This is a genomic window from Labedella gwakjiensis (genome assembly GCF_003014675.1).
GTDB classification, from domain to species: Bacteria; Actinomycetota; Actinomycetes; order Actinomycetales; family Microbacteriaceae; genus Labedella; species Labedella gwakjiensis.
Window position 1 is genome coordinate 1,626,605 of record NZ_PYAU01000001.1, and the last position, 26,165, is coordinate 1,652,769.

The following is a 26,165-nucleotide window of genomic DNA, read 5'->3' on the forward strand; positions in this document are numbered from 1 at the left end:
ATCGGACGGCTTCGTCAAGAGGGAAATCCAGACCGACATCGAGGGCACAGTCGGTGTACAGTCGGCGAACGGACACCTGACCGATTCGAAGGGAGATCCGATGCCGGACCGCAATCCCGAGTTCATCGAGGCCATCGCGCGGGGGATCGACGTGATCACCGCGTTCGGATCGGCACCACGAGCGCTCTCCCTCAGCGAGGTGGCGACGGCGGCGGGGCTCGCCCGCCCGACGGCTCGGCGGATCCTCCTGACGCTCGCCGACCTCGGCTATGTGCGCGCCGACGACGGCGTGTTCTCCCTCACGCCTCGCGTGCTCGATCTCGGCCTCGCCTACGTCTCGAGCAGCAGCATCTGGGAGCTGACGCGTCCCCACCTCGTCGACCTCGTCTCCGAGACGAACGAGTCCTGCTCGGTCGCCCAGCTCGACGGAAGCGACATCGTGTATGTCGCCCGGGTGGCCGTGCCGAAGCTCGTCGCCCTCTCCGTCTCCATCGGCACCCGCTTCCCTGCCGCTGCCACCTCGCTCGGCAAGGTCCTCCTCGCGGCCGTCCCGCCGGCGGACCTCGACGCGGTGCTCGCGACAGCGTCGCGCTCCGAGGTCGCGGCCACCTGGCGCCCCGACCGCGCGGAGCTCGAGGAGACGCTCCGCGACGTCCGCGCCCGCGGCTGGGCCGCGACGGACCAGCAGCTGGCACCCGCGATCCGCTCCATCGCCGCCCCGATCCGCAACAGCGCAGGCGATGTGGTCGCCGCCGTCAACATCAACGCCCACGCCTTCGAGACGAGCATGGAGACCCTCGTGGACGAACACCTGCCGAAGCTTCTGCGCACGGCCGGCGAGATCAGCGCCGACTGGGCACGCTGGGAATCGCTCCCCGCCCATCGTGTGGCCCCCGCGATGAACGGAGCCGGACGATGACCGGAGACCGACCGACCCTCCTCGTCGTGATCGCAACCACCCGCCCGATCGCCGCCGGACGGGCCGTCGGCGCCTGGGTCGCGGATCGCGCCGGCGCCGACGATCGGTTCGCGCTCGACGTCGTCGACCTCCGCGACCTCGCCCTCCCGTTCCTCGACGAGCCGCACCACCCGAAGCTGCGCGCGTACGAGCACGACCACACCCACGCGTGGAGCTCGCGCGTCGCGTCGGCCGACGCGTTCGTCTTCGTGACGCCCGAGTACAACCACAGCTTCACGGCGCCGCTCAAGAACGCACTCGACTACCTGAACGCCGAGTGGGCCCACAAGCCCGTCGGCCTGGTGAGCTACGGCGGTCTCTCCGGCGGGTCCCGGGCCGTCACCGCTCTCGAGCCCGTGCTCTCGAACCTCGCTCTCCTCACCGTGCAGGCGAACGTGGAGATCGCGTGGGTCGCCGAGCACATCGCGGACGACGTCTTCCACGCCACCGACCGCCACGACCGCGCACTCGAGGCGCAACTCGACGCGATCGCCCGCTACCTGCCCGTGTCGGCCGGGCTGCGTTCCGGCGGCTGAGCGCTCGTCACCGGGCGCGGACGAAGTCGCGACCACCGCCCGGACACCGGCGACGCTCGTAGCGCCTCATCCGGCCGAGACCCGCAGCGCCGCACGGAGCTGCTCCTTCGCCCGCGCGTAGCGCGTGCGCGCGGTCGAGTCCGAGACACCGAGGAGTCCGGCCGCCTGCGTGATCGTCATCCGCTCCCAGTGGACGAGCCTGACGAGTTCGCCGAGCTCCGCGTCGAGACGGGCGATCGCATCGCGCACCTCGGCACCATCGTCCGCGGGCGGGGCGACGACGACCGTCGCCGAGGCCCCCCTGATCCGGTCGGCCAGCGCCCAGCGGCGCCGTTCTCCGCGAGCGTGATTGAGGAGCGTCGTACGAGCGACACCGAAGAGCCACATCCGGGCCTGTTCCGGATCCTCCGGGAGGTCGTCGACCCGCCGCCACGCGACGACCATCGTCTCTCCGAGGAGATCGGGAGCCTCATCCGGACCGACACGTCGCTGCAGGTAGGAGAGGATGTCCGCCGCCGACTCCCTCAGCGCTGCCGTGATCCGAGCGTGCGATCGTTTCACGATCCGGCCCCGGGCACGAACGGGTCACGGTTCTCATCGAAGCACTGGATCTGCCCGTTGCGTTCGGTTCCCGCGAGACGCGCGTCGCCCGGTCGGATGCCGTGCCTCTCCAGCTCCCGCCACTCCGCATCGCTGATCGCGAGGTCCCAGGCCGACCATTCGAGTGCCCACGCCCGGTTCTCGGCTTCACCGGGCGGCAGCGTGTCGAGGGTCTCGCCCGGCTGCAGTTCGATCGGACCGAGGGCGTCGAGCTTCCCGGGAACGGACGGCTCGACCTCCGCCACCACATCGGTGGACCGGTACCAGTCCTCCAACACACTGTTCACCTCACTGACGAACTCCGGATCGTCGCCGCCGGTGTACTCGGACCAGCGCAGCTCGCAATCGAGCCCGTTCGTCATCGTGAAGTGCACAGCACCGATGGGGTCCTGCGCCCATGGCGCCCACGAGAATCCGTCGGTCGCAGCGGCGACCCCCACACCGCCGAAGGCGATGACGGCCGCGAGGCCGGACGCGACGAGGATGCGCGGGCGGAAGCCGTGCGGAGCCGGCTGGCGCGCCTCGGCGATCATGGCGTCCAGGTCGTCCGCCGCAGGCGGGCGTGATGCGGGGGCAGAGCGGTCGAGCAGGTCGTCGAACACGTCGCGGGTCATGATTCCTCCATCGTCTGGTGACTTCACTACCGACATGTCCGGCACACGACCTTTTTCGTGGTCGATCAGAATCCCGGCCCACCAGGCGGCGGTGATCCGCTCCGGGCGGCGGGGGTCCTCAGTTCACGGCGAAGCGGGCGTCGGTCTCCTCGAGCACACGGAGGATGTTGGCGCCGGCGAGCGCCCGGAGATCCTGGGCCGACCATCCGCGGTTCCGCAGCTCCCGAGCGAGGACGGGGTACTGCGACACATCGCTGACGTCGCCGGGGAAGCTCGGCGTCCCGTCGTAGTCGCCGCCGAGACCGATGTGATCGATCCCGGCCACGTCGCGCGCATGCTCCACGTGATCGGCGATGTGGGCGACCGTCACCTCAGGTGCCGGTCCCACCTCGCCCGCGTCGTGCCACTGCGCGTACTCGGCGGAGATGAACATCGGGACGAACGTGATCATCACGACACCGCCGTTGCCACCGACGCGTCCCAGGATGTCGTCCGGGACGTTCCGCGGGTGGTCGTTGAGGGCCGCGACGGACGAATGACTGAAGATCACCGGAGCGGTCGCGACGTCGAGCACGTCCGACATCGTCTCGGCACTCACGTGGGAGAGGTCGACGAGCATGCCGATGCGCTCCATCTCCGCGACGACCTCGCGGCCGCGGTCGTTGAGCCCGCCGTGGGTGTGGAGGCCCACCGCGGAGTCCGCCCACGGGGTGTCGGCGTTGTGCGTGAGCGTCATGTACCGCACCCCGAGACGTGCGAACGTCCGCAGGATCGCGAGGTCGTTCCCGATCGAGTGTCCGCCTTCGGCTCCGAGAAGCGAGCCGATCCGACCGGTCCGGATGGCGTCCCGCACGTCGTTCGCCGTCCGGGCGATCGCGAGGTCGTCCGGGTACCGCGCGACCAGCCGGTGGACGAGGTCGATCTGCTGCAGGGTCGTGAGCACGGGGTCGGGCTCGTCGATGTGGACGTACACGGACCAGAACTGGCCGACGACGCCCCCCGCGCGGAGCTTCGGCAGATCGGTGTGCAGGGTCGACTCGACGCCGTCGACCCCCTCGATGCTCGACCCTCGCCGCACGCGGCACTCCCACGGGAGGTCGTTGTGTCCGTCGACGACCGGAAAGTCGAGATCCTCGGGAAGGTGGGTCATGATCCCGAACCCTAGCCGCCGCGTCAGGTCGGGGAGTGCAGACTCACGGCCCGGTCAGCGCGCGTCGATCCCGAAGATGTGCCACGACGCCGTGAGCGCCTCGCCCGGCTCGACGACGTCGAGGTCGACGCCCGAGTTGAATGCGTCAGGCGGACAGGTCATCGGCTCGACGGCGAGACCGATGCGGTGCACCGGCAGACCCGGCTTATCGGCCGTGTGCACCTGCACCCACGGGCATGCGGTTCCCCAGCGCATCCCCACGCCGGAGCCGTCGTCGGTCGTCACGCGCACCACGGCATCGCCGTCCGCCGCCGAACGGGTGAGGTCGGCGAATGCGTGGTCGATCGCGGTGTCGCCGATGCGGCGGGTCGCCCGGAAGTCGAATCCCGGGATCTCCTCGACGCCCACGACGGGACCGGGGATCATCCGCTCTCCCTCGACCGTGAGCACGCGGGACGCGGGCAGCTCCAGGTCCCAATCGTCCACGAGCCCGGGGCCGGCGACGAGGTAGGGGTGCGGACCGAGACCCACGGGGGCACGGGTCGGTCCGACGTTCGTCGCTGTCACGATCGTCTCGAGCCCGTCGGCGCTCACCCGGTAGGTCACATCGATCCGCACGCGGAACGGGTAGCCGGACTCGGCCTCGATGGTCGCGCTCAGCTCGACGCTCGACGCGTCGACGCTCACGGGCGAGAAGTCGAGCCAGGCGGCGAGGCCGTGGAGCGCGTGTCCTCGCTCGGGCTCGGTGAGCGACAGGAGGAGGTCCTCGTCGCCGAAGCTGTAGCGCCCGTCCGTCACACGGTTGGGCCACGGAGCGAGAGTCGCGCCGCGGAAGGCCGGACGGACCTCGTCGGCGTCGAACGGCACGACGAGGTCTCGGCCGTCGACGGTGAGCACCCGCAGGGTGGCGCCGACGCTCGCGATGCGGGCGACGTACCCGTCCGCCTCGATCGTGAACTGCTCGCCGGAGATCGGTCGTGCGTCGGTGCCGTTCGCGGCCATCGGTGCTCCCTTGCGTCTGTCGATGCCGACGGACCACCCGGGGCACACCGCTCGACGTTATCGCGACTCCGCCGAAGTGGACAGTTCGAGCGCCTCGCGTCCCTCACACGGGTCGCGCGACGCTCGAACCGACGGCCTCAGCAGGTCAGGCGACGCCGGCGCGAGCCGGCTCGCGCACGGGGATCGTGAGGGGCTCCTCGATGGGGACCACGGCAGCGCGTGCGGCGTCGCGGATGCTGATCTGAGCGGCCGCGAGGCGGCGGGCGCTCTCCTCGGGGGCGACGTCGTCGAGCGTCACGAACGAGCCGAGCGGCACCACGGAGTGGAGCACCGTGTTCTCGTACACGTGCACGAGGTTGAAGGCACGGGCGCCGTCGCGCGGGCGCGTTCCACCGATCGGCACGTTGAGGTCCTGCGTGTAGCACGTGGCCGAGGCGACGGACACGGGGATCCCCGCGAAGGTCGCCGTGGACGAGTAGTGCAGGTGCCCGGCGATGATCGAACGCACGTCGGTGCCCTCGAGCACCTCGGCGAGTCCGGACTGGTCGCGCAGCTCCACGCTGACGGCGAGGTCGAGCACGCTCGGCACGGGCGGGTGGTGCATCGCGAGAATCGTGCCGTGGGGCGCGGCCTCGGACAGCTCCTCGGCGAGCCAGTCGAGCTGCTCCGGCGATACCTCGCCGTGGTGGAAGCCGGGGACGCTCGAGTCGAGCGTGATGATGCGCAGACCGTTCACGTCGTACACGCGGTCGACGGGACGCATCGTCGGCACCTCGCCGAAGAGCTTCGAGCGGAAGGCCGCCCGGTCGTCGTGGTTGCCCATCACCCAGATGATCTCGCAGCCGAGGCGCTCGGCCACGGGCTCGACGATGGCTCGCAGGGCCTCGTACGCCTCGGGCTCGCCCTTGTCGGCGAGATCACCGGTGAAGACGATGGCCTCGGGGCGTCCACCGGACGCCTCGAACTCCGCGAAGAGGTTGCGGAGGTGCTCGGTGCTGTCGACCGAGTCGTAGAGCCCGCGCGAGCCGGCGAGCAGGTGCGTGTCACTGATGTGGAGGATGAAATGATCCGGCCGAGGGTACTCGGCCACGCGGGAGTCCACAGGGATTCCGTTCTGTCGGGGATGCCGTTCGGGGGATCACGTTACCCCCGCGGCCCCGGTCGGTGGGGAGAAATCCCGTTGAACTTCTGGACAACTCTCATGTTTCACCCCGGGTGAGCGCATCAGCGGCACCCATCGCGAGTCATCCTCGCGTTCGCGGCTAGGTTCCGCTCAGGGCTTCCTCGTCGGCGGCGACGGCCTTCTGCACGGCGAACTGGGTGCGATGGAGTTCCTCGTACCGTCCTCCCGCGGCGAGCAGTTCGTCGTGCGTGCCGCGCTCCACGATGGAGCCGTCCTCGATGACGAGGATCATGTCGGCACTGCGGATCGTGGAGAGGCGGTGTGCGATCACCATCGCCGTCCGCCCCTCGAGCGCCTCGCTGAGCGCGGCCTGCACGGCCGCCTCCGACGTCGAGTCCAGCGCAGCCGTCGCCTCATCGAGGATGACGACGCGCGGCTGGGCGAGCAGCAGCCGCGCGATGGTCATGCGCTGGCGCTCGCCGCCCGACAGCCGGTAGCCGCGTTCCCCGACCATGGTGTCGAGCTGATCGGGCAGGGAACGGATGAGCGGCTCGAGCCGCGCACGCCGGACGGCGTCCCAGACCTCGTCCTCGGTCGCCTCCGGCCGGGCGAGGCGCAGATTCGAGAGGATCGTCTCGTGGAACAGGTGGCCGTCCTGCGTGACCATCCCGAGTGTGTGCCGCATGGACGCGAACGTGACGTCACGGACGTCCGTTCCCGCGAGGCGCACGGAGCCGCTGTCCACGTCGTACAGGCGTGAGAGCAGCTGCGCGATCGTCGACTTGCCGGCACCGGACGTACCCACGAGGGCGACGGTCTGCCCCGGCTCGATCCGGAAGGACACGCCGTGCAGCACCTCCTCGCCGCCGCGGGTGTCGAGCGTCGCGACCTCCTCGAGGGAGGCGAGGGACACCTTGTCGGCCGACGGGTAGGCGAAGCGGACGTCGTCGAACTCCACGGCAGCCGGCCCCGCGGGGACGACGGCGGCGTCGGGCTTCTCCTGGATGAGCGGCTCGAGATCCAGCACTTCGAAGACGCGCTCGAAGCTGACCACTGCGCTCATGATCTCCACGCGTGCGTTCGCGAGGCTCGTCAGCGGCGCGTAGAGGCGCGTGAGGAGCAGCGCCAGGGTGACGACCTCGCCGGTGTCCAGCTGGCCGGCGAGCGCGAGGAATCCCCCGAGCCCGTAGACGAGTGCGAGGGCGAGGGCGGAGACGAGCATCAGCGCGGTGAAGAAGACGAACTGCAGCATCGCGGTCCGCACCCCGATGTCTCGCACGCGAGCGGCACGCACGCGGAACTCCTCGGCCTCCTCGTCGGGCCGACCGAACAGCTTGACGAGGGTGGCGCCGGGGGCCGAGAAGCGCTCGGTCATCTGCGTGCTCATGGCGGAGTTGTGGTCGGCGGCCTCCCGGCGCAACGCGGCGAGGCGGCGGCCCATGCGGCGCGCGGGCACCAGGAAGAGGGGGAGCATGATCACGGCGAGAACCGTCACGAGCCAGGACGTGCTGAGCATGACGATCAGGGTGAGGATCAGGGCCACGAGGTTCGTGACGACGCCGGAGAGCGTGCCGCTGAAGGCCTGCTGGGCTCCGATCACATCGTTGTTGAGTCGGCTCACGAGGGCACCGGTCCGCGTGCGGGTGAAGAACGCGATCGGCATCCTCTGCACGTGGTTGAAGACGGCGGTGCGCAGGTCCAGGATCACGCCTTCGCCGATCCGCGCCGAGTACCAGCGCGTCACGAGCGACACGGCGGCGTCCGCCACAGCGACGAGCGCGATGACGACGGCGAGCCACACGATCGTGGAGACCTCGCCCCGCGCGACGATGACGTCGACCACCTGTCCGGCGAGGACCGGCGTCGCGACGGCGAGGAAGGCCCCGACGACCGAGAGGGTGATGAAGATCAGCAGCTTGGACCGGTAGGGCACCGCGAACGAGAAGATCCGCCGCACGGACTCACGGGAGATGCCGTGTTTGCCATCCCTGGCGGAGGAGATCTTGTACAGCGAGCTCCACGCCGCGCTTTCCATGCTCATGTGTGGTTCCTTCCGTGGGCACCACGTCCAACCTAGGCGGACTGGACCATGGCCGGTCCCGATGGCGGCGAGCCGGGACGGGATCAGGCCGGGAGAAGGATGCCGTCCGCGAGGAGGCGGCGCACGTCGGGGATCGTCTCCGCGGCGAGCGCATCGGCGTCGACCTCGAGCAGGTGAGCGATCGCGGCGAGGATCGCGCCCACGCCGAGGGTCCCGTCGCTCGCCCCCACCAGCGCAGCGAGTCCCGTGCCGGCGGAGATCGCGCGGCGGAAGCCCTGGCCCTGTCGGAGCAGGATCGCGGTGGGCTCGTCGTGGCCCGGAAGGAGATGATGCTCCACCGTCACGTCGGGTGCGACGACGAGCGCGTGCGATGCGAGCTCGTCGTCGCTCAGCCCGGCCGCCCAGTCGACGGTCGCGACGCAGCGGGCGATGTGGGAACCGAGGCCGGCGGTCTCGAGGGTCCCGGTCGCCCGTTCGAGGCGCACGACCGGGTCGCGGTCGGCTGCCGGCCGATGCAGGGTCACGAAGCCGAAGCCCACCCCGGTGACGCCGCGGTCCTCGAAGTCGTCGAGCCACGCGCCCGAGAGCGCGTCGAACTCCGCCATCCCCGGGCGCGTGCCGCCGTCGCGGATCCACGTCTCGGCGTAGAACGCGGGGTCGAGGTGCTCGCGCTCTACGACCCAGGCGTCGAGACCGAGGCCGTCGACCCAGCCGCCGATGCGCGAGAGCCCGTCGGAGGCGCGCGTGTACTCCCAGTTGCCGAGCATCTGAGCGGTCCCGCCCGGCAGCAGGTGCTCGGCGCACCCGCGCACGACCGCCTCCACGAGGGCATCGCCCACCATTCCGCCGTCCCGGTAGTCGTACAGCGGAACGCCGTCCGTGCGCGGTGTGATGACGAACGGCGGGTTCGTGACGATGCGGTCGAACCGCTCACCGGCGACGGGTTCGAAGAGGTTCCCGAGCCGTACCTCGATCGTGTCGATCCCGTTGAGCCGCGCGTTGGCGCGCGCGAGATCCACGGCGCGCTGCGAGATGTCCGTCGCGATCACACGGTCGGCGGACCGTGATGCGTGGAGCGCCTGGATGCCGCAGCCCGTCCCGAGGTCGAGGACCGTCCCGACCCGGGTCGGGACCGTGATCCCGGCGAGCGTGAGGGACGCGCCTCCGACGCCCAGCACGTGGTCCTCGGGCAGCGCTCCGCCGAGCGCGCGCTCTCCGAGGTCGGAGAGGATCCACCAGTGTCCGTCGCCGTGGTCGTCGGAGAAGGCGTAGGGGTGCACGTCGAGAGTGGCGGTCCACACCTCGACCTCGGACACGTGGGTGGCCGTGAGCAGGCCGAGCTCGCGCGCGCCCTCCGGCCCGAGCGACGGGAACGCCGCATCCACATCGCCCCGGTCGACCCCGCGGGCGAGGAGGAAGAGGTCGACGAGCACGTCGAGGGAGTCGCGCCTCCCGTGCCGCCTCCGATCGTCGAGCACACGCGCGGCGGGCACGGTGTGCTCGCGTCCGAGCGCCTCCTCGGCCTCGAGTCCGAGTCGCTCGGCCACGGCGTCCGTCGTGTAGCCGCCCGTCTGGAGGTCGGATCGCAACAGGTCGATGAGGGCGGTTTTCACCCCCTCATTCAATCGCACGGATGAAGACGCCTCCGGGCATCGATCGCAGGATGGACCGAGTCGCCTGAAAGGAGACCCCATGATCTCGATCGTGTCAGCCGCCGACGGCGAGGGCGTCCGCCAGCTGCTCGTCCTCGCGTCCGTCGCCTCCGTCCTCCTCGCGGCCGTCCTCGCCGGGGGCGCCCGGACGGAGAGGACTCTCGCGACCGTGCTCGCCGTCGGTGGCGTCGTCGTGATCGCCGGCCTGACCTTGAGCCCGGTGCGCGGTCTTCCGGGCGACGGCTGCGCCACACGACCGGACGCCCCTCTCGACGACGTCCCGAACGTCGCCCTCTTCTTCGTCCCGATGCTCTTCGCCGTCGTCGCGACGCGGCGCCCCGTGGTGGTCCTCCTCGCGGGGCCCGTCCTCTCGGCCGCGATCGAGTGGGTGCAGGACGTCGTGCCATCGCTCGGTCGTCGCTGCGACGTCGACGACCTCCTGGCGAACTCCGCCGGTTCGGTCGCTGCCGTCCTGGTGGGATCCGTCATCGTCGGCGTCGCCCACATCGGGCGACGTCGGCGCCGTCTGCGGCAGCCGCTGCCGGAGACGGCGGCACCCGAGCGAGCGCTGCACAGCGTGCGCTGAGACGGCCATCTTCCAGCCTCTCCGGAGTATCGTTGATCGCTCGAACGGCGAGACGGACGACGCCGTGGGACGGAAGGGACACGATGGTCGAGCAGGATCTCGCGCGCTTGCGCGAGTTCGCGCGCGACGAGCTTGACGTCCTCATCGAACACCGCAGCCGACAGGGCGAGGATCCGTGGGACTTCCTCCCCGACATGCCCACCGTCGACGAACTCGTCGTCCTCTCCCTCCGCGACGACGCCCTCGACGATCGCGGCCTCACCGCCGAGTACGTCCTGGCTCGGCTCGCGGCCCGCTCGACCCGCTCGGATGCCGACGAGCACAGGCGTGCGCTCGAACGCATCGACGCCGACATCATCCGTTCCATCGGCATCGCCTACCCGGCTCTCACCCGCACCGCCTGGACGATGCTCGGCCGCTTCCAGCTCGACGACGAACCCCGCGGATCCGCCTCCTGACGACCCCGGGTCCGCCTCCACCCGCGTTCCTCCCAGGTGTGACTCGGACCAGCCCGTAGAATCTCAGGATCAGGCCGGAGAGAACGGCGCTGCATCAACCCATGAACTCACGCCTTCTGAAGAGCCTCTTGCGCTCCCTCCCCGTGACGGCTCTCGTCCTGGCGTTGCCCCTCTCCGCCGCACCGGCGTTCGCGGTCGATGTCGCGGGTACGACAGGGGGCGTTGTTCGTTCGGCGACGGGCGACGAGGCGACGGCGCCGACGCTCTCTATCCAGATCGACACGGAGTCCGCGGCGGTCGACGACGACGAGCCGCTCCGCCTGACGATCACGGTGGACAATACGACAGGAGCCGACCTCGCCTCCGGCCGGGTGCGGATCGCAGCCGGATCGTCCACGATCGGTTCGAGTGCGACGCTCCACGCCCACCTCGACGGGACCGACCCGCTGCCGACGCCGACCGATCTCGTCGACGTCACGGTCCCTTCGGTCGCGGCCGACACGAGCTACACCTCCGAGACCATCACCGTGCCGCACGACCGGCTCGCCATGCCGGCCGACTACGGCGCCGTCCCGATCACGGCGACATTCGCGACCGCCGGAACGTCGATCGCCGCCCACGACACGTACATCGCGGCTGCGGCGGAACCGACGAACACGATCGAACTGTCGATCGCGATGCCGATCACAGCGCCCACGGGACAGAACGGACTGATCAGCGCCGACTCCCTCGCCACCTATACGGCCGCCGGCGGGGTCCTCTCGCGTCAGCTCGACGGCGCGGCCGGACGGGACGTCGCTCTCGCGGTCGACCCTCTGATCATCGCCTCGATCCGCGCCCTCGGCGCCGCGGCCCCGGCGAGCGCCCTCGCGTGGCTCGACCGGCTCTCATCGATCTCGAACGAGACGTTCGCCCTGCAGTTCGCCGACGCCGACGGTGCCGTCCAGGCGGCAGCGGGCGCCGATTCCCTCCTCGAGCCGCTCTCCTTCGACTTCGCGATCCCCGAGGACTACACAGCCGTCGTCCCGACCGAGACGGCGACCCCCGATCCGACCGAGACGCCCGACCCCGACGGAGACGACGCCGGCGGCGATGACGCCGACGCGATTCCCACGAGCGAGGACCTCCTCGAGTTCGACTGGTCCATGGACGGCATGATCTGGCCGGCCGAGGGCACGGTCACCGCTGCGGACCTCGACGTCTTCGCGGGCAGTGGAGTCGAGGAGACCATCCTCAGTTCGGGCAACGTCGCCGATGCCACGGCCCACCCCGCCGCATCGCGGGTGGGCGACCGCGACGCGCTCGTCTCGGACGACGCCGTGTCCTCGGCCCTCCGGCAGGCCGCCACCGCCGTGACCGCGAGCGACTTCGCCGATGCTGTGTCGACGATCTCGGCGGAACTGGCCGTGAGCGCGCGCGAGCAGGGAGCCACCGGTCGCGCGATGCTCGCGACGCTCGACCGCGGCTGGCCGCCGACGGCCTCGCGACTCGGCGAAGCGCTCGACGCCGTCTCCGACCTCCCCACGGTGGACCCCATCGCCCTCTCCGACGTCCGCGACGAGGAGCGCATCGACGTCGCTCTCGCTGATGTCGAGCCCGACGCGTCTCGCACCGGCGCCGTCTCGCTCCTGATGGACCGCGAGGCCCAGCTGACGGAGTTCTCGTCCGTCCTCACCACACCGGCCCTCCTCACGGGGAGGGAACGCGTGCAGATCCTCACGCTGCTCTCCGTCGACTGGGCGGACACGAACGACGAGTGGTCGGAGGCCCTCTCCGCCCACAGCCAGCAGACGACCGACCTCCTCGGCTCCGTCTCCATCCTCAATTCGAGCGACGTGCTCCTCGTCGGCAACGAGAGCGCCATCCCCTTCGGCGTCCGGAACGACTCCCCGTACGACGTGCAGGTCGTGATCGACGCGACCCCGTCGAACATCCGTCTCGACGTGGGCGAGCCGCAGACGGTGGAGGTCTCGGCGGAATCGCGCCAGACGGTGCGCGTGCCGGTGAAGGCGCAGCTCGGAAACGGCGACGTCGGTCTCACCGTCACCCTGTCGTCCGTCTCCGGCGTCCGCGTGGGGAACCCCGTCACCGCCACGGTCGCGGTCCGCGCCGATTGGGAGGGCATCGGAGCCGTCATCGCCGTGGTCCTCGTGGTCGCCATGCTCGTCGCGGGTATCGTCCGCACCGTCCTCCGCCGTCGCACGCGACTCGCGGAACGGGCCGACGCGAAGGGAGCGGCCGCCGCGAAGGGAGCAGTCGACGCGAAGGGAACAGCCGCCGCCGAGACGGACCCCGCGACCCCCGCATCCGACACGAGCGACTCGGGAGACACCGCTCCCCGCCCCGACACGGAGGAACGCCCGTGACCACCGGAAACGGACCGTCCATCGGACGCGCGAGCGCGTTCCTCGCCTCCGGCACCATGGTGTCGCGCCTTCTCGGCTTCGTGATGGCGATCCTGCTCGCGCAGACCGTGGGTGCGGTCGGGTTCAGCGGTGACGCGTTCGCCCTCGCCAACCGGCTGCCGAACAACCTGTACGCCCTCATCGCCGGCGGCGTGGTGAGCGCGATCCTCGTGCCGAGCATCGTGAAGGCGATCGTGAGCGAGGATCGCGGCCGCGCCTACGTCAACAAGCTGCTCACGCTCGGCATGGTCATCCTCTTCGCAGCCACGGTCGTCGCGGTGCTCGCGGCTCCGCTGCTCGTCCGGCTGTACGGCCAGACGATGCCCCAGTCGCAGTTCGACCTCGCCGTGACCTTCGCGTACTGGTGCCTTCCGCAGGTGTTCTTCTACGGCCTGTACGCGCTGCTCGGCGAGGTCCTCAACGCCCACAAGCTCTTCGGCCCGTTCACCTGGGCGCCCGTGTTCAACAACATCGTCGCGATCTCCGGTCTCCTCGTCTTCGGTGCCCTCTTCGGCGCCGACCCCACGGGCGAGCGCGGCGTGACCACATGGAGTACCCCCATGGTCGCCGTGCTCGCGGGATCCGCGACCCTCGGCATCGCCGTGCAGGCGGTCGTGCTGTTCTTCTTCTGGAAGAAGGTGGGACTGCGTTTCCGCCCCGACTTCGGCTGGCGCGGGATCGGTCTCGCCCAGACGGGGAAGATGGCCGGCTGGACGCTCGCCATGATCGGTGCCACGCTCGTCGCCGGCATCGTCCAGACCAACGTGACGATGCTCGCGTCCGGCGGCAACGCCGCCACGGCGGCCCTGCAGTACGCATGGCTCATCTTCATGCTCCCGCACAGCGTGATCGCCGTGTCCGTGGCCACCGCGTACTTCACACGCCTGGCCGAGCACGCCCACGCCGGTCGCACCACGGAGCTGAAGGCCGACGTCGCATCGGCGACGCGGCAGATCAGCCTCCTGATCGTTCTCGCCGCCGCCGTGATCGCCGCCTGCGCGATGCCGTTCGCGAGCCTCTTCACCGGCACGTTCGACGACGCCGGCGCGTTGGCAGGTCCGCTCGTCGCCTACATCGTGGGTCTCGTACCCTTCACGATCCTCTTCGTCCTGCAGCGCACGTTCTACGCCCTCAGCGACACCCGCACGCCCTTCTTCTTCACCGTCGCGCAGGTCGTCGTGTTCTCGGGGCTCGCGCTCGCGTGCGGCTTCCTCCTCCCCGATGGGCTCATCGGTATCGGTGTCGCCGCGTCGATCTCGATCGCGGGCACCGTGCAGATGCTCCTCGCGTTCATCCTCCTGCGGCGCAAGATCGGCGGTCTCGATGCTGCGCCCGTCGTCCAGGCGATCGTCGGCTTCGCCGTCGCGGCCATCCCGGCACTCGGGGCGGGACTCGGCGCGGCGGTGTTCCTCGGGGCCTTCACCGACGGCGGCTTCGCCACCACGACCGTGATCGGCGCCCTCGTCTCGATGGTCGTCATCGGCACGGTCTCGGCCGCCGTCTACTTCTCGGTCCTCATCGTCATGCGCTCACCCGACCTGCAGTCAGCCGTCGCCCCGATCGCCCGCCGCTTCCGCCGCCGCTGAACCGCGGTCCGGGAGCCGTTCTCCCCGCGGGGATCACCCGATGAAGCGGACCGGGAAATCGGAGATGTGAAGCTCAGACGATCGGATGATCCCCTCGATCGCAGGGTGATGCTCTTCCGGCGCGACGATCTGCACCTTCTCGACTCCGTCGATCGGTGTGCCGCCACCGTCCGCCCAGTAGCTCTCGACGTCGCCGTCATCGGCGAGCTCGGTGAGGAGCTCGACGTAGTCGTCGGTCTCTCCCGGCTCGAGGACGAGGATGAGGTTCGCCGAGTTGATCTCGACGGCCGTCTCGGCGTCGAGACCGGCGGCGGCGATGAGATCGTCGGCGTGCTCGACGAGCGGCAGGAGGTGCGTGAAACCGGTCGACGCATCCTCGTCGAGCGCGACGAGCGCGAACCGGCCGTCCTCCCAGATGGCAGGCTGGACGGAAAGGCCCGGCGCGACCTCGTCGAGCTCCTCGACGAGTCGCACGACGTCGAACCCGAAGGCGGGACACCCCGCGTCGTCGGCCGCGATCGTCGACGAGACGCCGGGACCCGTGTGCACTGACACCTCGGTCGACGCGTCTGTCCGGACGATGATCGACCACGTTACGGGGTCGGGATAGTCCGTCGAGCACGCCGCATCGAGCAGGCCGGGAAGCCCGGCCTCCTCGACCGTGACGGTCATCCACGACGTGGGGCTGAGGAAGGTCGGCGCCTCGACCCAGCGCTCCGTATCGACGCTCGCGACGCCGGGTAGGTCCTCCACCTGGGATTCGAACGCGTCGAACGACGCGCTCGGCCGGTCGAAGTGCGTCTCGTCCACCATCCACCCGAACACCACGACGGCCCCGGTCACGCAGCCCGCGACCACGACAAGGAGGACCGAGAGCCAGACGAGCGTCGCTGTCCGGGGGCGAGCACGACCCGGGTCCCGGTCGCCGTGCTCGGGATCCGTCCGTTCAGTGGCCATCGTCGGCATCGGTTCGCCTCCTGACAGAGCGTGCCGTCCTCTTCTGCCCTGAACCTACTCCGCGGGGACCACACCGACACGTCCGGGCGTCGAACACCACGCGAACAATCTCCGCTGCACCGTGGCGCCGATAGGGGCGGCGCAACACCCAGCCGCCGGGAATAGCGCGGACCTACAATGAGTTTCAGCAGGCGACACATGAAACGAGGAGTTCGAGTGCGCAACGTCATCATCATCGGTTCCGGCCCAGCGGGCTATACCGCTGCCATCTACGCGGCACGCGCCGGGCTCGAGCCCGTCCTGCTCGCGAGCTCGGTCGAGGCGGGCGGCGAGCTCATGAACACCACGGAGATCGAGAACTTCCCCGGCTTCCCCGACGGCATCATGGGCCCGGATCTCATGGCCAAGTTCCAGGAGCAGGCCGAGCGCTTCGGTACCGAGGTCATCCTCGACGACGTCACGGAGCTCGACCTCACGGGCGAGACCAAAACCATCAAGACCGGTTACTCGGGCGATTTCGAGGGTCGCACGGTCATCTTCGCCACCGGGTCCGCCTACCGGAAGCTCGGCCTCGGTGACGAGGACCGGCTCTCCGGTCGCGGCGTCTCGTGGTGCGCCACGTGTGACGGCTTCTTCTTCAAGGGCAAGGAGATCGCTGTCGTCGGTGGCGGCGACTCCGCGATGGAGGAGGCCACCTTCCTCACGCGTTTCGCCTCGAAGGTCTACGTGATCCACCGCCGCGACTCGCTCAAGGCGTCCAAGATCATGCAGGATCGCGCGTTCGCGAACGAGAAGATCGAGTTCGTGTGGAACTCCGAGGTCGCCGGCATCGTCGGCGAGAACGCGGTCGAGGGCGTCGTGCTCCGCGACACGGTCGACGGTTCCGAGCGCCAGCTCGACATCGGCGGGCTGTTCGTCGCGATCGGCAACGACCCGCGCACCCACCTCATCCACGGCCAGCTCGATCTCACGGACGAGGGCACGATCGCCGTCGAGGGCCGTTCCTCGCGCACCAACCTGCCGGGTGTCTTCGCCGCCGGCGACGTGATCGACCCCCACTACCGCCAGGCCATCACGGCCGCCGGTTCGGGAACGGTCGCGGCGCTCGACGCCGAGCACTACCTGTCGGCCCTCGACGACGCCGAGAAACTCGACGAGGAGGGCGAATCAGCGGAAGCCGAAGCCCTCATCGCCTCCGCCTGACCCGAAGACCAGCGTCCCTTCGACACGCTCAGGGACCAAAAGCCAGAGAAAGAAGACACATCATGTCAGCACGTGCAGTGGACCAGGCCTCGTTCGAGGCAGAGGTCCTGAAGAGCGACAAGCCCGTCCTCGTCGACTTCTGGGCGGAATGGTGCGGCCCCTGCCGCATGGTCTCCCCGATCCTCGACCAGATCGCCGCGGAGAACGCCGACAAGCTCGACATCGTCAAGGTGAACGTCGACGAGAACCCGCAGCTCGCGATGGAGTACCAGATCGTCTCCATCCCGGCGATGAAGGTGTTCCAGAACGGTGAGGTCATCCAGACGGTCATCGGCGCGAAGCCGAAGGCCGCCCTCGAGGCCGACCTGGCCGCCGTCCTGGCGTAACCGACACCTCGAGAGGCCCGTCCGGTTACGCCGGGCGGGCCTTTCGCGTACCCGGCGTTTCGACCCCTCTCGGACTCCCCCGATAGCATTCGTACAGACGAGAACGGAAACGCAACGTGTCAGACCAGAGCATCTCCCGCTCACCGGGCAACAACCTCGACCCTTGGTACGCGAACTACGCGGAACGCACCTCCGGCCTCTCGGCCAGCGAGGTGCGAGCCCTCTTCGCCGTCGCCAGTCGCCCGGAGGTCGTGTCGCTCGCCGGCGGCATGCCGTTCGTCTCCGCGCTCCCGGCCGAGCTCATCACGGGCTCTCTCGAGAAGGTCATGCGCGAGCAGGGCGGAATGGCCCTCCAGTACGGATCGGGGGCCGGGCAGCCCGCGCTGCGCGAGCAGATCCTCGAGGTCATGGCGCTCGAGGGCATCAGGGGCACGGTCGACAACGTCGTGACCACGACGGGGTCGCAGCAGGCCCTCGACCTCGTCACGAAGCTCTTCATCGACCCGGGTGACGTCATCCTCGCCGAGGCACCCAGCTACGTCGGCGCGATCGGCGTCTTCCGCTCGTACCAGGCGAACGTGGTGCACGTGGCGATGGACGACGACGGACTCAACCCGGAGGCGCTCCGCGAGACGATCGCGCATCTGCGCGGGCAGGGTCGCCGCATCAAGTTCCTCTACACGATCCCGAACTTCCACAACCCTGCCGGCGTGACGCTCTCCGCCGCGCGCCGCCCCGAGATCCTCGAGATCTGCCGCCAGAACGAGATCCTCGTGCTCGAGGACAACCCGTACGGCCTCCTGCATTTCGAGGAGAAAGCTCCGGACGCACTGCGGTCGATCGACGAGAACGGCGTGATCTACCTCGGCTCGTTCTCGAAGACCCTCGCCCCCGGTTTCCGCGTCGGCTGGGCGCTCGCGCCGCACGCGATCTGCGAGAAGCTCATCCTCGCCGCCGAGTCCGCCATCCTGTCACCCAGCGCGTTCAGCCAGCTGACCGTATCGGAGTACCTGCGGTCGACCGACTGGATGGCGCAGATCGACACCTTCCGCGGGGTCTACAAGCAGCGCAAAGAGGCGATGATCGCGGCCCTCGAGGAGTACCTCCCCGACCTGTCGTGGACCGACCCCAACGGCGGCTTCTACGTGTGGCTCACCCTGCCGGACCGGCTCGACTCCAAGCAGATGCTGCCCCGTGCGGTGAAGGAACTCGTGGCCTACACCCCCGGTACAGCGTTCTTCGCAGACGGGCGCGGGCGGCACGCCATGCGGTTGTCCTTCTGCTACCCCACACCGGAGAACATCCGCGTGGGAATCCGACGCCTCGCCACCGTGATCAATGGGGAGCTCGACCTCCTCGACACCTTCGCCGGCACCGGACCACTCCAGATCGCTTCCCGCGAACTGCACGTGTCCGCACCGCCGCCCAACATCGACTGACCAGCCCTCCCGATCGAGAGAGATCAACGAATGACCGACAGCCGGAAACTCACCATCGCTGTTCTCGCCGGGGGCATCTCCCACGAGCGGGACGTCTCCTTGCGCTCGGGTCGCCGGGTCGCCGACGAACTCGCCGAGGCAGGGCACACCGCGGTTCTCCGCGACCCCGGCGCAGGGATCCTCGACTGGATCGTGGAGACAGCCCCCGACGTCGTCTGGCCGGCGCTACACGGCGCCAGCGGCGAGGACGGTGCCCTGCAGGCCCTCCTGCGCGGCCGTGGCATCCCCTACGTCGGCTCGCACCCCGAGGCGGCGGGCCTCGCCTGGTCGAAGCCCACGGCGAAGGCTCTCGTGGCCCGCGAGGGCATCGCGACACCCGAGTGGCTCGCTCTTCCCCGTGAGACGTTCACCGAACTCGGTGCCGGAGCGGTCCTCGGCGAGGTCGCACGCACCATCGGTACTCCGGCGGTCGTGAAGCCGTCCCAGGGAGGCTCGGCACAGGGTGTCTCCATCATCGACGACGCCTCGCAGCTGCCGCGCGCGATGGTCGACGCGTACACCTACTCGGACGTGGCGCTCATCGAGCGCAAGATCGAGGGCACGGAGCTCGCCGTGACCGTCGTGGACACCGGAGACGGACCTCGTGCGCTTCCAGCGGTGGAGATCCAGCCACTCTCAGGCGTGTACAGCTTCGAGGCGCGCTACAACGCGGGCGAGACGACGTTCTATGCGCCGGCTCGTGTGTCCGATGATGTCTCGGCAGCCGCCGCACGCACCGCCGTCGCGGTCCACGAACTCCTCGGACTGCGTCACATCTCCCGCATCGACCTGATCGTCGCCGCCGACGGCACCGCCTGGTTCCTCGAGGCCAACATGCTTCCGGGTCTCACGGAGACGTCCCTCGCTCCGCTCGCGATCGAGGCGGCCGGACTCGAGCTGTCTGAGCTCTACTCCGACCTCGCCCGTACGGCAGCCGTCGGCTGACCCTGTCGAAGCGCAACCTCCTACGGCGTGTGACGTCCGCGCGATCAAGCGTCCGACGACACGGCGTCGACTAGCCGCCGTAGCCCGGTTCGCCCAGTTCCCCGAGGATGCGATTCAGGTCGGCGATCGTCGCGAACTCGATGCTGATCTGGCCCTTTTTCGCTCCGAGGTTGATCTTCACGCGCGTGTTGAGGCGATCGCCGAGGTGCTCTCCCACCTCGTCGAGGTGACCACGCCGCCCGCCGGGCAGCGGCTTCGCACGCTTCGCGGGCGCCGACAACTGGGCGGCAGCAGCCTCAGCGGCGCGCACGGAGAGGTCCTCGTTGACGATCTTGTCCGCGAGGCGCTGCATGGACTCGGGATCCCCCGTCGACAGGATCGCACGTGCGTGTCCAGCAGACAGGACACCGGCCGCGACGCGGAGCTGCACGGCACCCGGAAGCTTCAAGAGGCGGAGCGTGTTCGAGATCTGAGGCCGTGAGCGGCCGATCCGCGTCGCCAGCTCCTCCTGCGTGATCCCGAAGTCGGCGAGCAGCTGCTGGTAGGCGGACGCCTCCTCGAGCGGATTGAGCTGCGCACGGTGCAGGTTCTCGAGAAGCGCATCGCGCAGCATGTCCTCGTCGGCGGTCTCGCGGACGATCGCCGGGATCGTCGCAAGGCCGGCCTCCTTCGAGGCGCGGAGACGACGCTCTCCCATGATGAGTTCGTACGTGTCCGTACCCGCGATGGAGCGTACGACGATGGGCTGGAGGACCCCGAACTCGCGGACCGAGTGGACGAGTTCCGCGAGGGCATCCCCGTCGAACACGGTGCGCGGCTGCGAGGCGTTCGGCACGATGCTCTGAGGGTCGAGGGAAGCGAGACGGGCACCGGGCACCGCCACGAGTTCTTCGCTGGCCTCGTCAGGGACGGTTTCTGCGGCCGTCGTTTCCGAGGCTGCCTCCGCAGCGGCAGCTTCGGCGCCGCGTTTCGCGGCTGACGCCCCGGGGAAGAAGACATCGACGGGGCGCTCGGCCTGGTCCGTCTGTGTCGGAATGAGGGCTCCGATGCCCCGGCCGAGACCTGTTCGCTTCGTTGCCATTAACCGCGTGCTTCCTTGTCGTGCTCGCTCGAGAACCCTCGCCGAGCGATCTCCGCTGCGGCCTCGAGGTAGGAGATGGCCCCGACGCCCGTCGGGTCATAGCTGATCACCGTCTGCCCGAAGCTCGGTGCCTCTGACACTCGGACCGATCGCGGAATCACCGTGGTGAGGACACGATCTGTGAAGTGCGTACGAACGTCGTCGGCCACCTGGTTGGCGAGGTTGGTGCGTCCGTCGAACATCGTCAGCAGGATCGTCGTGAGAGACAACGTGGGGTTGAGGTGCTTCTGGATCAGCTCGATGCTGCCGAGGAGCTGGCTGAGGCCCTCGAGTGCGTAGTACTCGCACTGGATGGGGATGAAGACCTCACGTGCAGCCACGAACGCATTGATCGTCAGAAGACCGAGCGACGGCGGGCAATCGATGAGGACGTAGTGCCACGTCTCCTCCGACGACGCGAGGAACTCGTCCAGGGCCGTCCGGAGGCGGTGTTCACGAGCCACCTGCGATACGAGCTCGATCTCGGCGCCGGCGAGGTGGATGGTCGAGGGTGCACAGAAGAGCGACTCGCTCTCCGGGCTGCTCTGCACAACATCGGCAAGGGGGAAGTCATCGATCAGCACGTCGTACACGCTGGGGATGTCGGCCGTGTGCTCGACGCCAAGGGCGGTCGACGCGTTCCCCTGCGGGTCGAGGTCGATCACCAGGACGCGAGCGCCGGCCTTCGCGAACGCAGCGGCCATGTTGACGGTTGTCGTCGTCTTGCCGACCCCGCCCTTCTGGTTCGACACAGTGAACACACGGGTGTGATTCGGAAGCGGAGCATCCATCGTCTCGAGCGCCCTTCGTCGCGACGTGAGATTTGCGATCTCTCGGGCGAGAGGAGTCGAGACATCGAAACGCTCGGTCTCCATGCCACTCCCTCATCTGGCACATGTTTCACGTGAAACATGTGCCGTGTCTTCGAACTACCCTCATCGTCCCGACCACCCGAGCGGCACGATCCGAGAGATTCAGCGCCGCGGTGTGTGCACCCCGCCGTGGATGGCGGGGGTGACATGTCGCGTCCCGCAACGCGGGTGAGAGTGTCAGTCTAGGGGCTGACCGACGAGAGACAAAGTCTGGATTCTCTGATGATGGTTATCCACACAACCTGTGGATAACGGTGGAAAACTTTTGACCGTTACGCCTCGCCCACCCGCGAGATCCGCGGAATCCCGCGGATCCCTGGATCCCTCCACAGTGTTAATGGAATTGTGGATATCGAGAGTTATCCACCGGTCGGGTATCACCGGCAGTGAGTCCATTGGCGCCCGACGGGAATGTTTCACGTGAAACCTTCCATCGACCACGCGCCGTCGGATCCGCGGTCGCACTGTCACACGTCGACCGCTCCGGTGGTCCACTCGATGTCGTCGGCTCTCGATTCAGAGTGAGGTGACATTGACGTCAGAGGCTCCTCTCCTCTGGTCGTCATCACAGGCGATATCCATCTCGCACCGAAGGCATCACACATCGCGGACAGCACAGACCGTACGCAGAGACGGACTGTCCACGGCGGACGCAGAACACCGAGCAATGTTTCACGTGAAACATCGTTCGCTGGACGGCGCGATGCGGCGCGCGGTTATGCAGGCGACGGACCGCCAGCACGAGATCAGGCCACACTGACCGACACGACGGGTCCGACAGTCTACGAGAGGGCGGTGACGCGGATGAGCGTGCCGAGGATCGATCACCCGCGAAATCCTCAATGACGCCTGCTCACCGTCATCGACGATGATCCCGTGTCGTCCGTCGGCGAGCAAAGCGTTCACAAGAAGAAGCAGCCTTCCCGGGTTGCTGCCCTCAGCTGAGCCCGTGGATCCCCCGGTCTCTACGCATGCCTCGTGACAAAGGCCGTGCATGTTTCACGTGAAACATGCACGGCCTCTGCTCGAGCTGATCGGTCCGGCTACATCCCCGGACCGTGAGGCGCACGAACGGTCCCACGGATGACGCGGGTGACATCATCCAGAAGGTTCTCGCCCAGCACCTCCACAGAGACGTCGGACACCTTGAATTTGCGAAGCTGCTTCTCTGCGGCCGCGATCTCCTTCTCGGCGGACACCCCCTTCATCAGGACGAGCTCGCCTCCATCACGAAGCAATGGTGCTGTCAGCGGTAGGAGAGTCCGCAGCGCACTGACCGCTCGGGCAGTGACCTGGTCGAGTGGCTGCGGAAGGGAAACGTCCTCGGCACGCGCACGCAGCACCGTCACGTTCGTCAGGCCCAGTTCATCCGACTGCTCGTTGAGCCAGGCGACCCGACGCTCCATCGGTTCGATGAGGATGAAGTCGACGTCGGGGCGGACGATCGCCAGAACGAGGCCGGGAAGCCCGGCACCTGTTCCGATGTCGCCGACACGCCCAGGGCGCAGGAGAGGCGCCATGATCGCGCTGTTCAGAATGTGACGACTCCACAGCCGCGGCGGTTCCAGGGGACCGATCAGTCCGCGCTCTTCACCGAACGCGCCAAGGTTCGCGGTGAAGGCGCGCAGAACGTCGATACGGTCGCCGGCGAGCTCGACCGCCACCGATGGTTCGTCCTCGACGACGATGCTGCTCATCGGATCGCATCCGATGTTTCACGTGAAACGGTGGTCACGAGCGCGTGATCACCGTGTGGCGGTCTCGCCCTTCGCCCTGTGACTCCGACGTGAAGCCGCGCTCAGACACAAGGTCGTGAACCAGCTTGCGCTCGTAGCTCGACATCGGCGGGAGTGCCGCATCGGCCGCGCCGGCATCGATGCGGGCGACAGCCGCATCGACCAGCTGAGCGAGCTCCGCCTGGCGGGCATCGCGGGAACCCCCGATGTCCAGAATGAGGCGAGAGAACGCACCGTTGCTGTTCTGCACGACGAGACGGACCAGCTCCTGGAGCGCTCCGACCACCTCAGGCCGAGCGAGCGAACGGAGGTCGCTCTCGTCATCCGACGTCACCGAGATGTACGCACGGCCGTTCCGGACATCGATCTCGATGTCGCCGTCGAGATCGCAGATGTCGAGGAACTCCTCGATGTAGTCCGCAGCGATCTCACCCTCTTCCTCGAGCTGCTCGATGGTGGGGTTGTCACGACGGGGCTGATCCGTCGCGTCGCGGTCGATCACGTCCGACATGCTTCTACTTTCCACTCGTCGCGGGCCCGGATTCCGGAGCTCCCGGTCGCTTGTTCTGGCTGGCCTTCTTGGCACGGTTCTTACCCACGGGCTGCTGCCGCTGCGTGGGCTTCTTCTCCTGGATCACGACCGTACCGGCACCGTCGGTGCTCTCCGTGACCTCCAGCTTGCCCTTGCGCGCCAGTCGCGCTTCGCGCTCCTTGGCTGCCTCGGTGCCAGGCATCGGCATGTTGCGGATGATGATGAACTGCTGGACCATCGTCCAGATATTGCTGGTCAGCCAGTAGAACATGACTCCTAGCGGGAATGCGAAGCCGGAGAAGAGGAACACGAAGGGGAGCAGGTACAGGAGGATGCGCTGCTGACGGAACATGGGGGAGGCCTTCGTCTCCTCCGAGATGTTCTTCGACACGATCTGCAGCTGCGTGATGAACTGCGACGTCGTCATGAGCACGACCATGACCGCGGCGATCACCATGACACCGACTTCGCCTTCGCCCATCGCCGTGGAGAAGCTCATGTGGAGCGGGGCGCCGAAGAGACTCGCGCTACCGAACTGCTGAGCGAGCTGCTCGTTGAGCGGACCGACACCCGTCTTCGAGTGCTGAGCGTCGTTCAGTACTGAGAAGAGCGCGAAGAAGATCGGCATCTGCACCAGCAGCGGGAGACACGAACCGAGCGGGTTCGTGCCGGCGTTCTTGTAGACCGCCATCGTCTCGCGGCTCATGGCCTCGCGGGACAGCTGATCGCGCTTGCCGCGGTACTTGTCCTGGATCTTCTTCAGCTGAGGCGCGACCTCGAGCATCTTCCGCTGATTCTTGATCTGCTTGACGAAGAGGGGGATGAGCGCCGCACGGACGACGAGCACGAGCCCGACGATCGACAGCACCCACGTGATACCCGCGGCCGGGTCGAGGCCCGCCGCCGACAGGAGAGCGTGCCACCCGGTGAGGAGGAGCTCCACCACCCATTTGAGCGGCCAGAGAATGATTGACAACGGGTCCATGTGGTGATCAGCCCTTTCGCTGGCTGGAGGGAAGAATGAAGCCGGATCGCGTCACGACGTACCGGAAGGATCTCTTGACCGGGATCTCATCGAATCCACCCTCGGCCCACGGGTGGCACCGCAGGAGCCGACGGGCGCCGAAGAAGGCTCCGATGACGAGCCCGTGTCGCTGGATCGACTGCAGCGTGTACGACGAGCAGGACGGGTAGTACCGGCAGACATCGCCGTAGAGAGGGGAGATCAGGCGTCGATAGACGACGAGGATCGCCACCGCGACATTGCGAGGGATCAGGAGCACGCCGTCCACGAGGAGACGCAAAAGGTACAGAACCGTCGCCCATGAGGGCCCTGTGGTGGTCCTACCGGTGATCGTCATCGCGGTCTCACCGGTGTGGCGATGGCGCGCTCGACCTCGTCGACCAGCTCGGCGTAGTGTGCGCCGGCGGAGCGGGGGAGTGCGCGAATCACGATGTCCGTCCCCTCATTGGTCCTGGTCAAAGCGGAGAACGACGCGGCTTTGAGACGACGTCGCACCGTGTTGCGGACCACGGCGTTGCCGACGGTCTTCGCAACAATGAACCCGAATCGTGGCGGACCACCATTCGGGTTCATCGAGATGTAGCTCACCGTGTTCCCGGATACGACGCGGCGACCGCGACGGACGACGGCACGATAGTCGTCGCCCTTCACGATGCGGTTCACCTTCGCGAGCATCGTCTGGCGCCGAACGTCGTAGCCGGGACGCGATTACGCGGAGAGTTCGGTGCGACCCTTGCGGCGACGAGCCGCGAGGATCGAGCGACCCGCACGGGTGCGCATGCGCAGGCGGAAGCCGTGCACCTTGGCACGGCGGCGGTTGTTCGGCTGGAACGTTCTCTTGCTCATGATGTCTCTCCTGATGAATGATCCGCATGCCGCGAATACATGCGGCAGGGAAAGCTCGGTGCCCGAAGGGCAGGCGTCAACTGATTAAAACTACGGCTTCTCGGCGCGTCGGTCAAACCGGGCCCGTGTCGGAAGAGGTATGCACAGGAGTTCGTCAGGGCCTGGCCGCACCCTGTCCACGCGACGTATGGTGTGTTTTGCCTCATTCCCCGGTTCTGGTTACCGTGTTCAGGCGGTTATCCACAGGACACGACACGGCCGCGAAGGACACGGCCTCGCGAGAGTCTGCGGCTATGACGGTTCCACTGCGGCGGGCGTTCTGCGCCCTCCCGCACATCTTCTACACGACAGGCAT

At 68.3% G+C, this 26,165-nt stretch carries 26 protein-coding genes; 10 read left to right on the plus strand and 16 right to left on the minus strand.

All coding sequences use genetic code 11. The annotated features are described in order from the left end of the window. Positions 1-100 precede the first annotated feature (100 nt). Positions 101-919: an IclR family transcriptional regulator domain-containing protein gene (locus CLV49_RS07715; RefSeq protein ID WP_106563019.1), complete on the plus strand. Its 819-nt coding sequence runs from the start codon at positions 101-103 to the stop codon at positions 917-919. Next, positions 916-1,494 (plus strand): NADPH-dependent FMN reductase, encoded by a 579-nt coding sequence (locus CLV49_RS07720; protein WP_106563020.1) that lies wholly within the window; start codon positions 916-918, stop codon positions 1,492-1,494. The genes CLV49_RS07715 and CLV49_RS07720 overlap by 4 nt, the downstream gene beginning before the upstream one ends. Positions 1,495-1,560: 66 nt before the next feature. Here CLV49_RS07720 and CLV49_RS07725 read toward each other — a convergent pair whose 3' ends face one another. The 7 genes from CLV49_RS07725 to CLV49_RS07755 all read right to left on the minus strand — a co-directional run bounded on the left by CLV49_RS07725 (position 1,561) and on the right by CLV49_RS07755 (position 9,637). Continuing rightward, entirely contained in the window at positions 1,561-2,055 is a 495-nt protein-coding gene (locus CLV49_RS07725) for an RNA polymerase sigma factor (protein ID WP_106563021.1), read from the minus strand. Beyond that, positions 2,052-2,708: a hypothetical protein gene (locus CLV49_RS07730; RefSeq protein ID WP_106563022.1), complete on the minus strand. Its 657-nt coding sequence runs from the start codon at positions 2,706-2,708 to the stop codon at positions 2,052-2,054. The genes CLV49_RS07725 and CLV49_RS07730 overlap by 4 nt, the downstream gene beginning before the upstream one ends. A gap of 118 nt (positions 2,709-2,826) precedes the next feature. Then, the gene (locus tag CLV49_RS07735) at positions 2,827-3,858 is read right to left on the minus strand and encodes a dipeptidase (RefSeq protein WP_106563023.1); all 1,032 of its coding nucleotides are present in this window, start codon (positions 3,856-3,858) and stop codon (positions 2,827-2,829) included. A gap of 54 nt (positions 3,859-3,912) precedes the next feature. After that, entirely contained in the window at positions 3,913-4,860 is a 948-nt protein-coding gene (locus tag CLV49_RS07740; RefSeq protein WP_106563024.1) for an aldose 1-epimerase family protein, read from the minus strand. A 145-nt stretch (positions 4,861-5,005) separates the two neighbouring features. After that, on the minus strand, positions 5,006-5,962 hold the full coding sequence (locus CLV49_RS07745) for a phosphodiesterase (RefSeq protein WP_106563025.1): 957 nt from the start codon (positions 5,960-5,962) through the stop codon (positions 5,006-5,008). A 160-nt stretch (positions 5,963-6,122) separates the two neighbouring features. Beyond that, on the minus strand, positions 6,123-8,024 hold the full coding sequence (locus CLV49_RS07750; protein WP_106563026.1) for an ABC transporter ATP-binding protein: 1,902 nt from the start codon (positions 8,022-8,024) through the stop codon (positions 6,123-6,125). 83 nt (positions 8,025-8,107) lie between these two features. Then, positions 8,108-9,637, minus strand: a complete 1,530-nt coding sequence (locus CLV49_RS07755; protein WP_243696645.1) for a DUF7059 domain-containing protein — start codon at positions 9,635-9,637, stop codon at positions 8,108-8,110. Between the two features lie 79 nt (positions 9,638-9,716). Between CLV49_RS07755 and CLV49_RS07760 the strand changes: the two genes are divergently transcribed. The 4 genes from CLV49_RS07760 (at position 9,717) to murJ (ending at position 14,711) form a co-directional block, all read left to right on the plus strand. Continuing rightward, positions 9,717-10,262 carry a VanZ family protein gene (locus CLV49_RS07760; protein ID WP_158261930.1) on the plus strand — a complete coding sequence of 182 codons (546 nt, stop codon included), beginning with the start codon at positions 9,717-9,719 and terminating at the stop codon, positions 10,260-10,262. Positions 10,263-10,345: 83 nt separating this feature from the next. Further along, on the plus strand, positions 10,346-10,720 hold the full coding sequence (locus tag CLV49_RS07765; RefSeq protein ID WP_106563028.1) for a hypothetical protein: 375 nt from the start codon (positions 10,346-10,348) through the stop codon (positions 10,718-10,720). A gap of 101 nt (positions 10,721-10,821) precedes the next feature. After that, positions 10,822-13,086: a DUF6049 family protein gene (locus CLV49_RS07770; RefSeq protein WP_106563029.1), complete on the plus strand. Its 2,265-nt coding sequence runs from the start codon at positions 10,822-10,824 to the stop codon at positions 13,084-13,086. Beyond that, positions 13,083-14,711, plus strand: coding sequence for a murein biosynthesis integral membrane protein MurJ (gene murJ, locus CLV49_RS07775; RefSeq protein ID WP_279432410.1), 1,629 nt, complete (start codon positions 13,083-13,085; stop codon positions 14,709-14,711). The genes CLV49_RS07770 and murJ overlap by 4 nt, the downstream gene beginning before the upstream one ends. A gap of 33 nt (positions 14,712-14,744) precedes the next feature. On the opposite strand, the gene CLV49_RS07780 is transcribed toward murJ, so the two are convergent. Beyond that, positions 14,745-15,668 carry a hypothetical protein gene (locus CLV49_RS07780; protein WP_127054388.1) on the minus strand — a complete coding sequence of 308 codons (924 nt, stop codon included), beginning with the start codon at positions 15,666-15,668 and terminating at the stop codon, positions 14,745-14,747. Positions 15,669-15,884: 216 nt separating this feature from the next. Here CLV49_RS07780 and trxB point away from each other — a divergent pair, with 216 nt between their 5' ends. The 4 genes from trxB to CLV49_RS07800 all read left to right on the plus strand — a co-directional run bounded on the left by trxB (position 15,885) and on the right by CLV49_RS07800 (position 19,680). After that, entirely contained in the window at positions 15,885-16,871 is a 987-nt protein-coding gene (gene trxB, locus CLV49_RS07785) for a thioredoxin-disulfide reductase (protein ID WP_106563031.1), read from the plus strand. Between the two features lie 62 nt (positions 16,872-16,933). After that, a complete protein-coding gene (trxA, locus tag CLV49_RS07790; RefSeq protein ID WP_106563032.1) occupies positions 16,934-17,257 on the plus strand; it encodes a thioredoxin in 324 nt (107 codons plus the stop codon). 116 nt (positions 17,258-17,373) lie between these two features. After that, positions 17,374-18,696, plus strand: coding sequence for an aminotransferase-like domain-containing protein (locus tag CLV49_RS07795; protein ID WP_106563033.1), 1,323 nt, complete (start codon positions 17,374-17,376; stop codon positions 18,694-18,696). 30 nt (positions 18,697-18,726) lie between these two features. Continuing rightward, positions 18,727-19,680: a D-alanine--D-alanine ligase family protein gene (locus CLV49_RS07800; protein WP_106563034.1), complete on the plus strand. Its 954-nt coding sequence runs from the start codon at positions 18,727-18,729 to the stop codon at positions 19,678-19,680. A 70-nt stretch (positions 19,681-19,750) separates the two neighbouring features. Here CLV49_RS07800 and CLV49_RS07805 read toward each other — a convergent pair whose 3' ends face one another. The 8 genes from CLV49_RS07805 to rpmH form a co-directional block, all read right to left on the minus strand. Continuing rightward, positions 19,751-20,761, minus strand: coding sequence for a ParB/RepB/Spo0J family partition protein (locus CLV49_RS07805; protein WP_106563035.1), 1,011 nt, complete (start codon positions 20,759-20,761; stop codon positions 19,751-19,753). Beyond that, complete coding sequence (locus CLV49_RS07810) at positions 20,761-21,675, minus strand: ParA family protein (protein WP_106563036.1); 915 nt, start codon at positions 21,673-21,675, stop codon at positions 20,761-20,763. Before CLV49_RS07810 ends, CLV49_RS07805 begins: the two co-directional genes overlap by 1 nt. Positions 21,676-22,715: 1,040 nt before the next feature. Beyond that, positions 22,716-23,369, minus strand: a complete 654-nt coding sequence (rsmG, locus tag CLV49_RS07815) for a 16S rRNA (guanine(527)-N(7))-methyltransferase RsmG (RefSeq protein ID WP_106563037.1) — start codon at positions 23,367-23,369, stop codon at positions 22,716-22,718. A 34-nt stretch (positions 23,370-23,403) separates the two neighbouring features. Then, on the minus strand, positions 23,404-23,919 hold the full coding sequence (locus CLV49_RS07820; RefSeq protein WP_106563038.1) for a Jag family protein: 516 nt from the start codon (positions 23,917-23,919) through the stop codon (positions 23,404-23,406). 4 nt (positions 23,920-23,923) lie between these two features. Next, positions 23,924-24,925, minus strand: coding sequence for a membrane protein insertase YidC (yidC, locus tag CLV49_RS07825; RefSeq protein ID WP_106563039.1), 1,002 nt, complete (start codon positions 24,923-24,925; stop codon positions 23,924-23,926). Between the two features lie 7 nt (positions 24,926-24,932). Further along, the gene (gene yidD, locus CLV49_RS07830) at positions 24,933-25,301 is read right to left on the minus strand and encodes a membrane protein insertion efficiency factor YidD (RefSeq protein WP_106563040.1); all 369 of its coding nucleotides are present in this window, start codon (positions 25,299-25,301) and stop codon (positions 24,933-24,935) included. Further along, positions 25,298-25,639: a ribonuclease P protein component gene (gene rnpA / locus CLV49_RS07835; RefSeq protein ID WP_106563041.1), complete on the minus strand. Its 342-nt coding sequence runs from the start codon at positions 25,637-25,639 to the stop codon at positions 25,298-25,300. Before rnpA ends, yidD begins: the two co-directional genes overlap by 4 nt. Positions 25,640-25,672: 33 nt before the next feature. Further along, a complete protein-coding gene (gene rpmH / locus CLV49_RS07840; RefSeq protein ID WP_055823896.1) occupies positions 25,673-25,810 on the minus strand; it encodes a 50S ribosomal protein L34 in 138 nt (45 codons plus the stop codon). Positions 25,811-26,165: the final 355 nt, after the last annotated feature.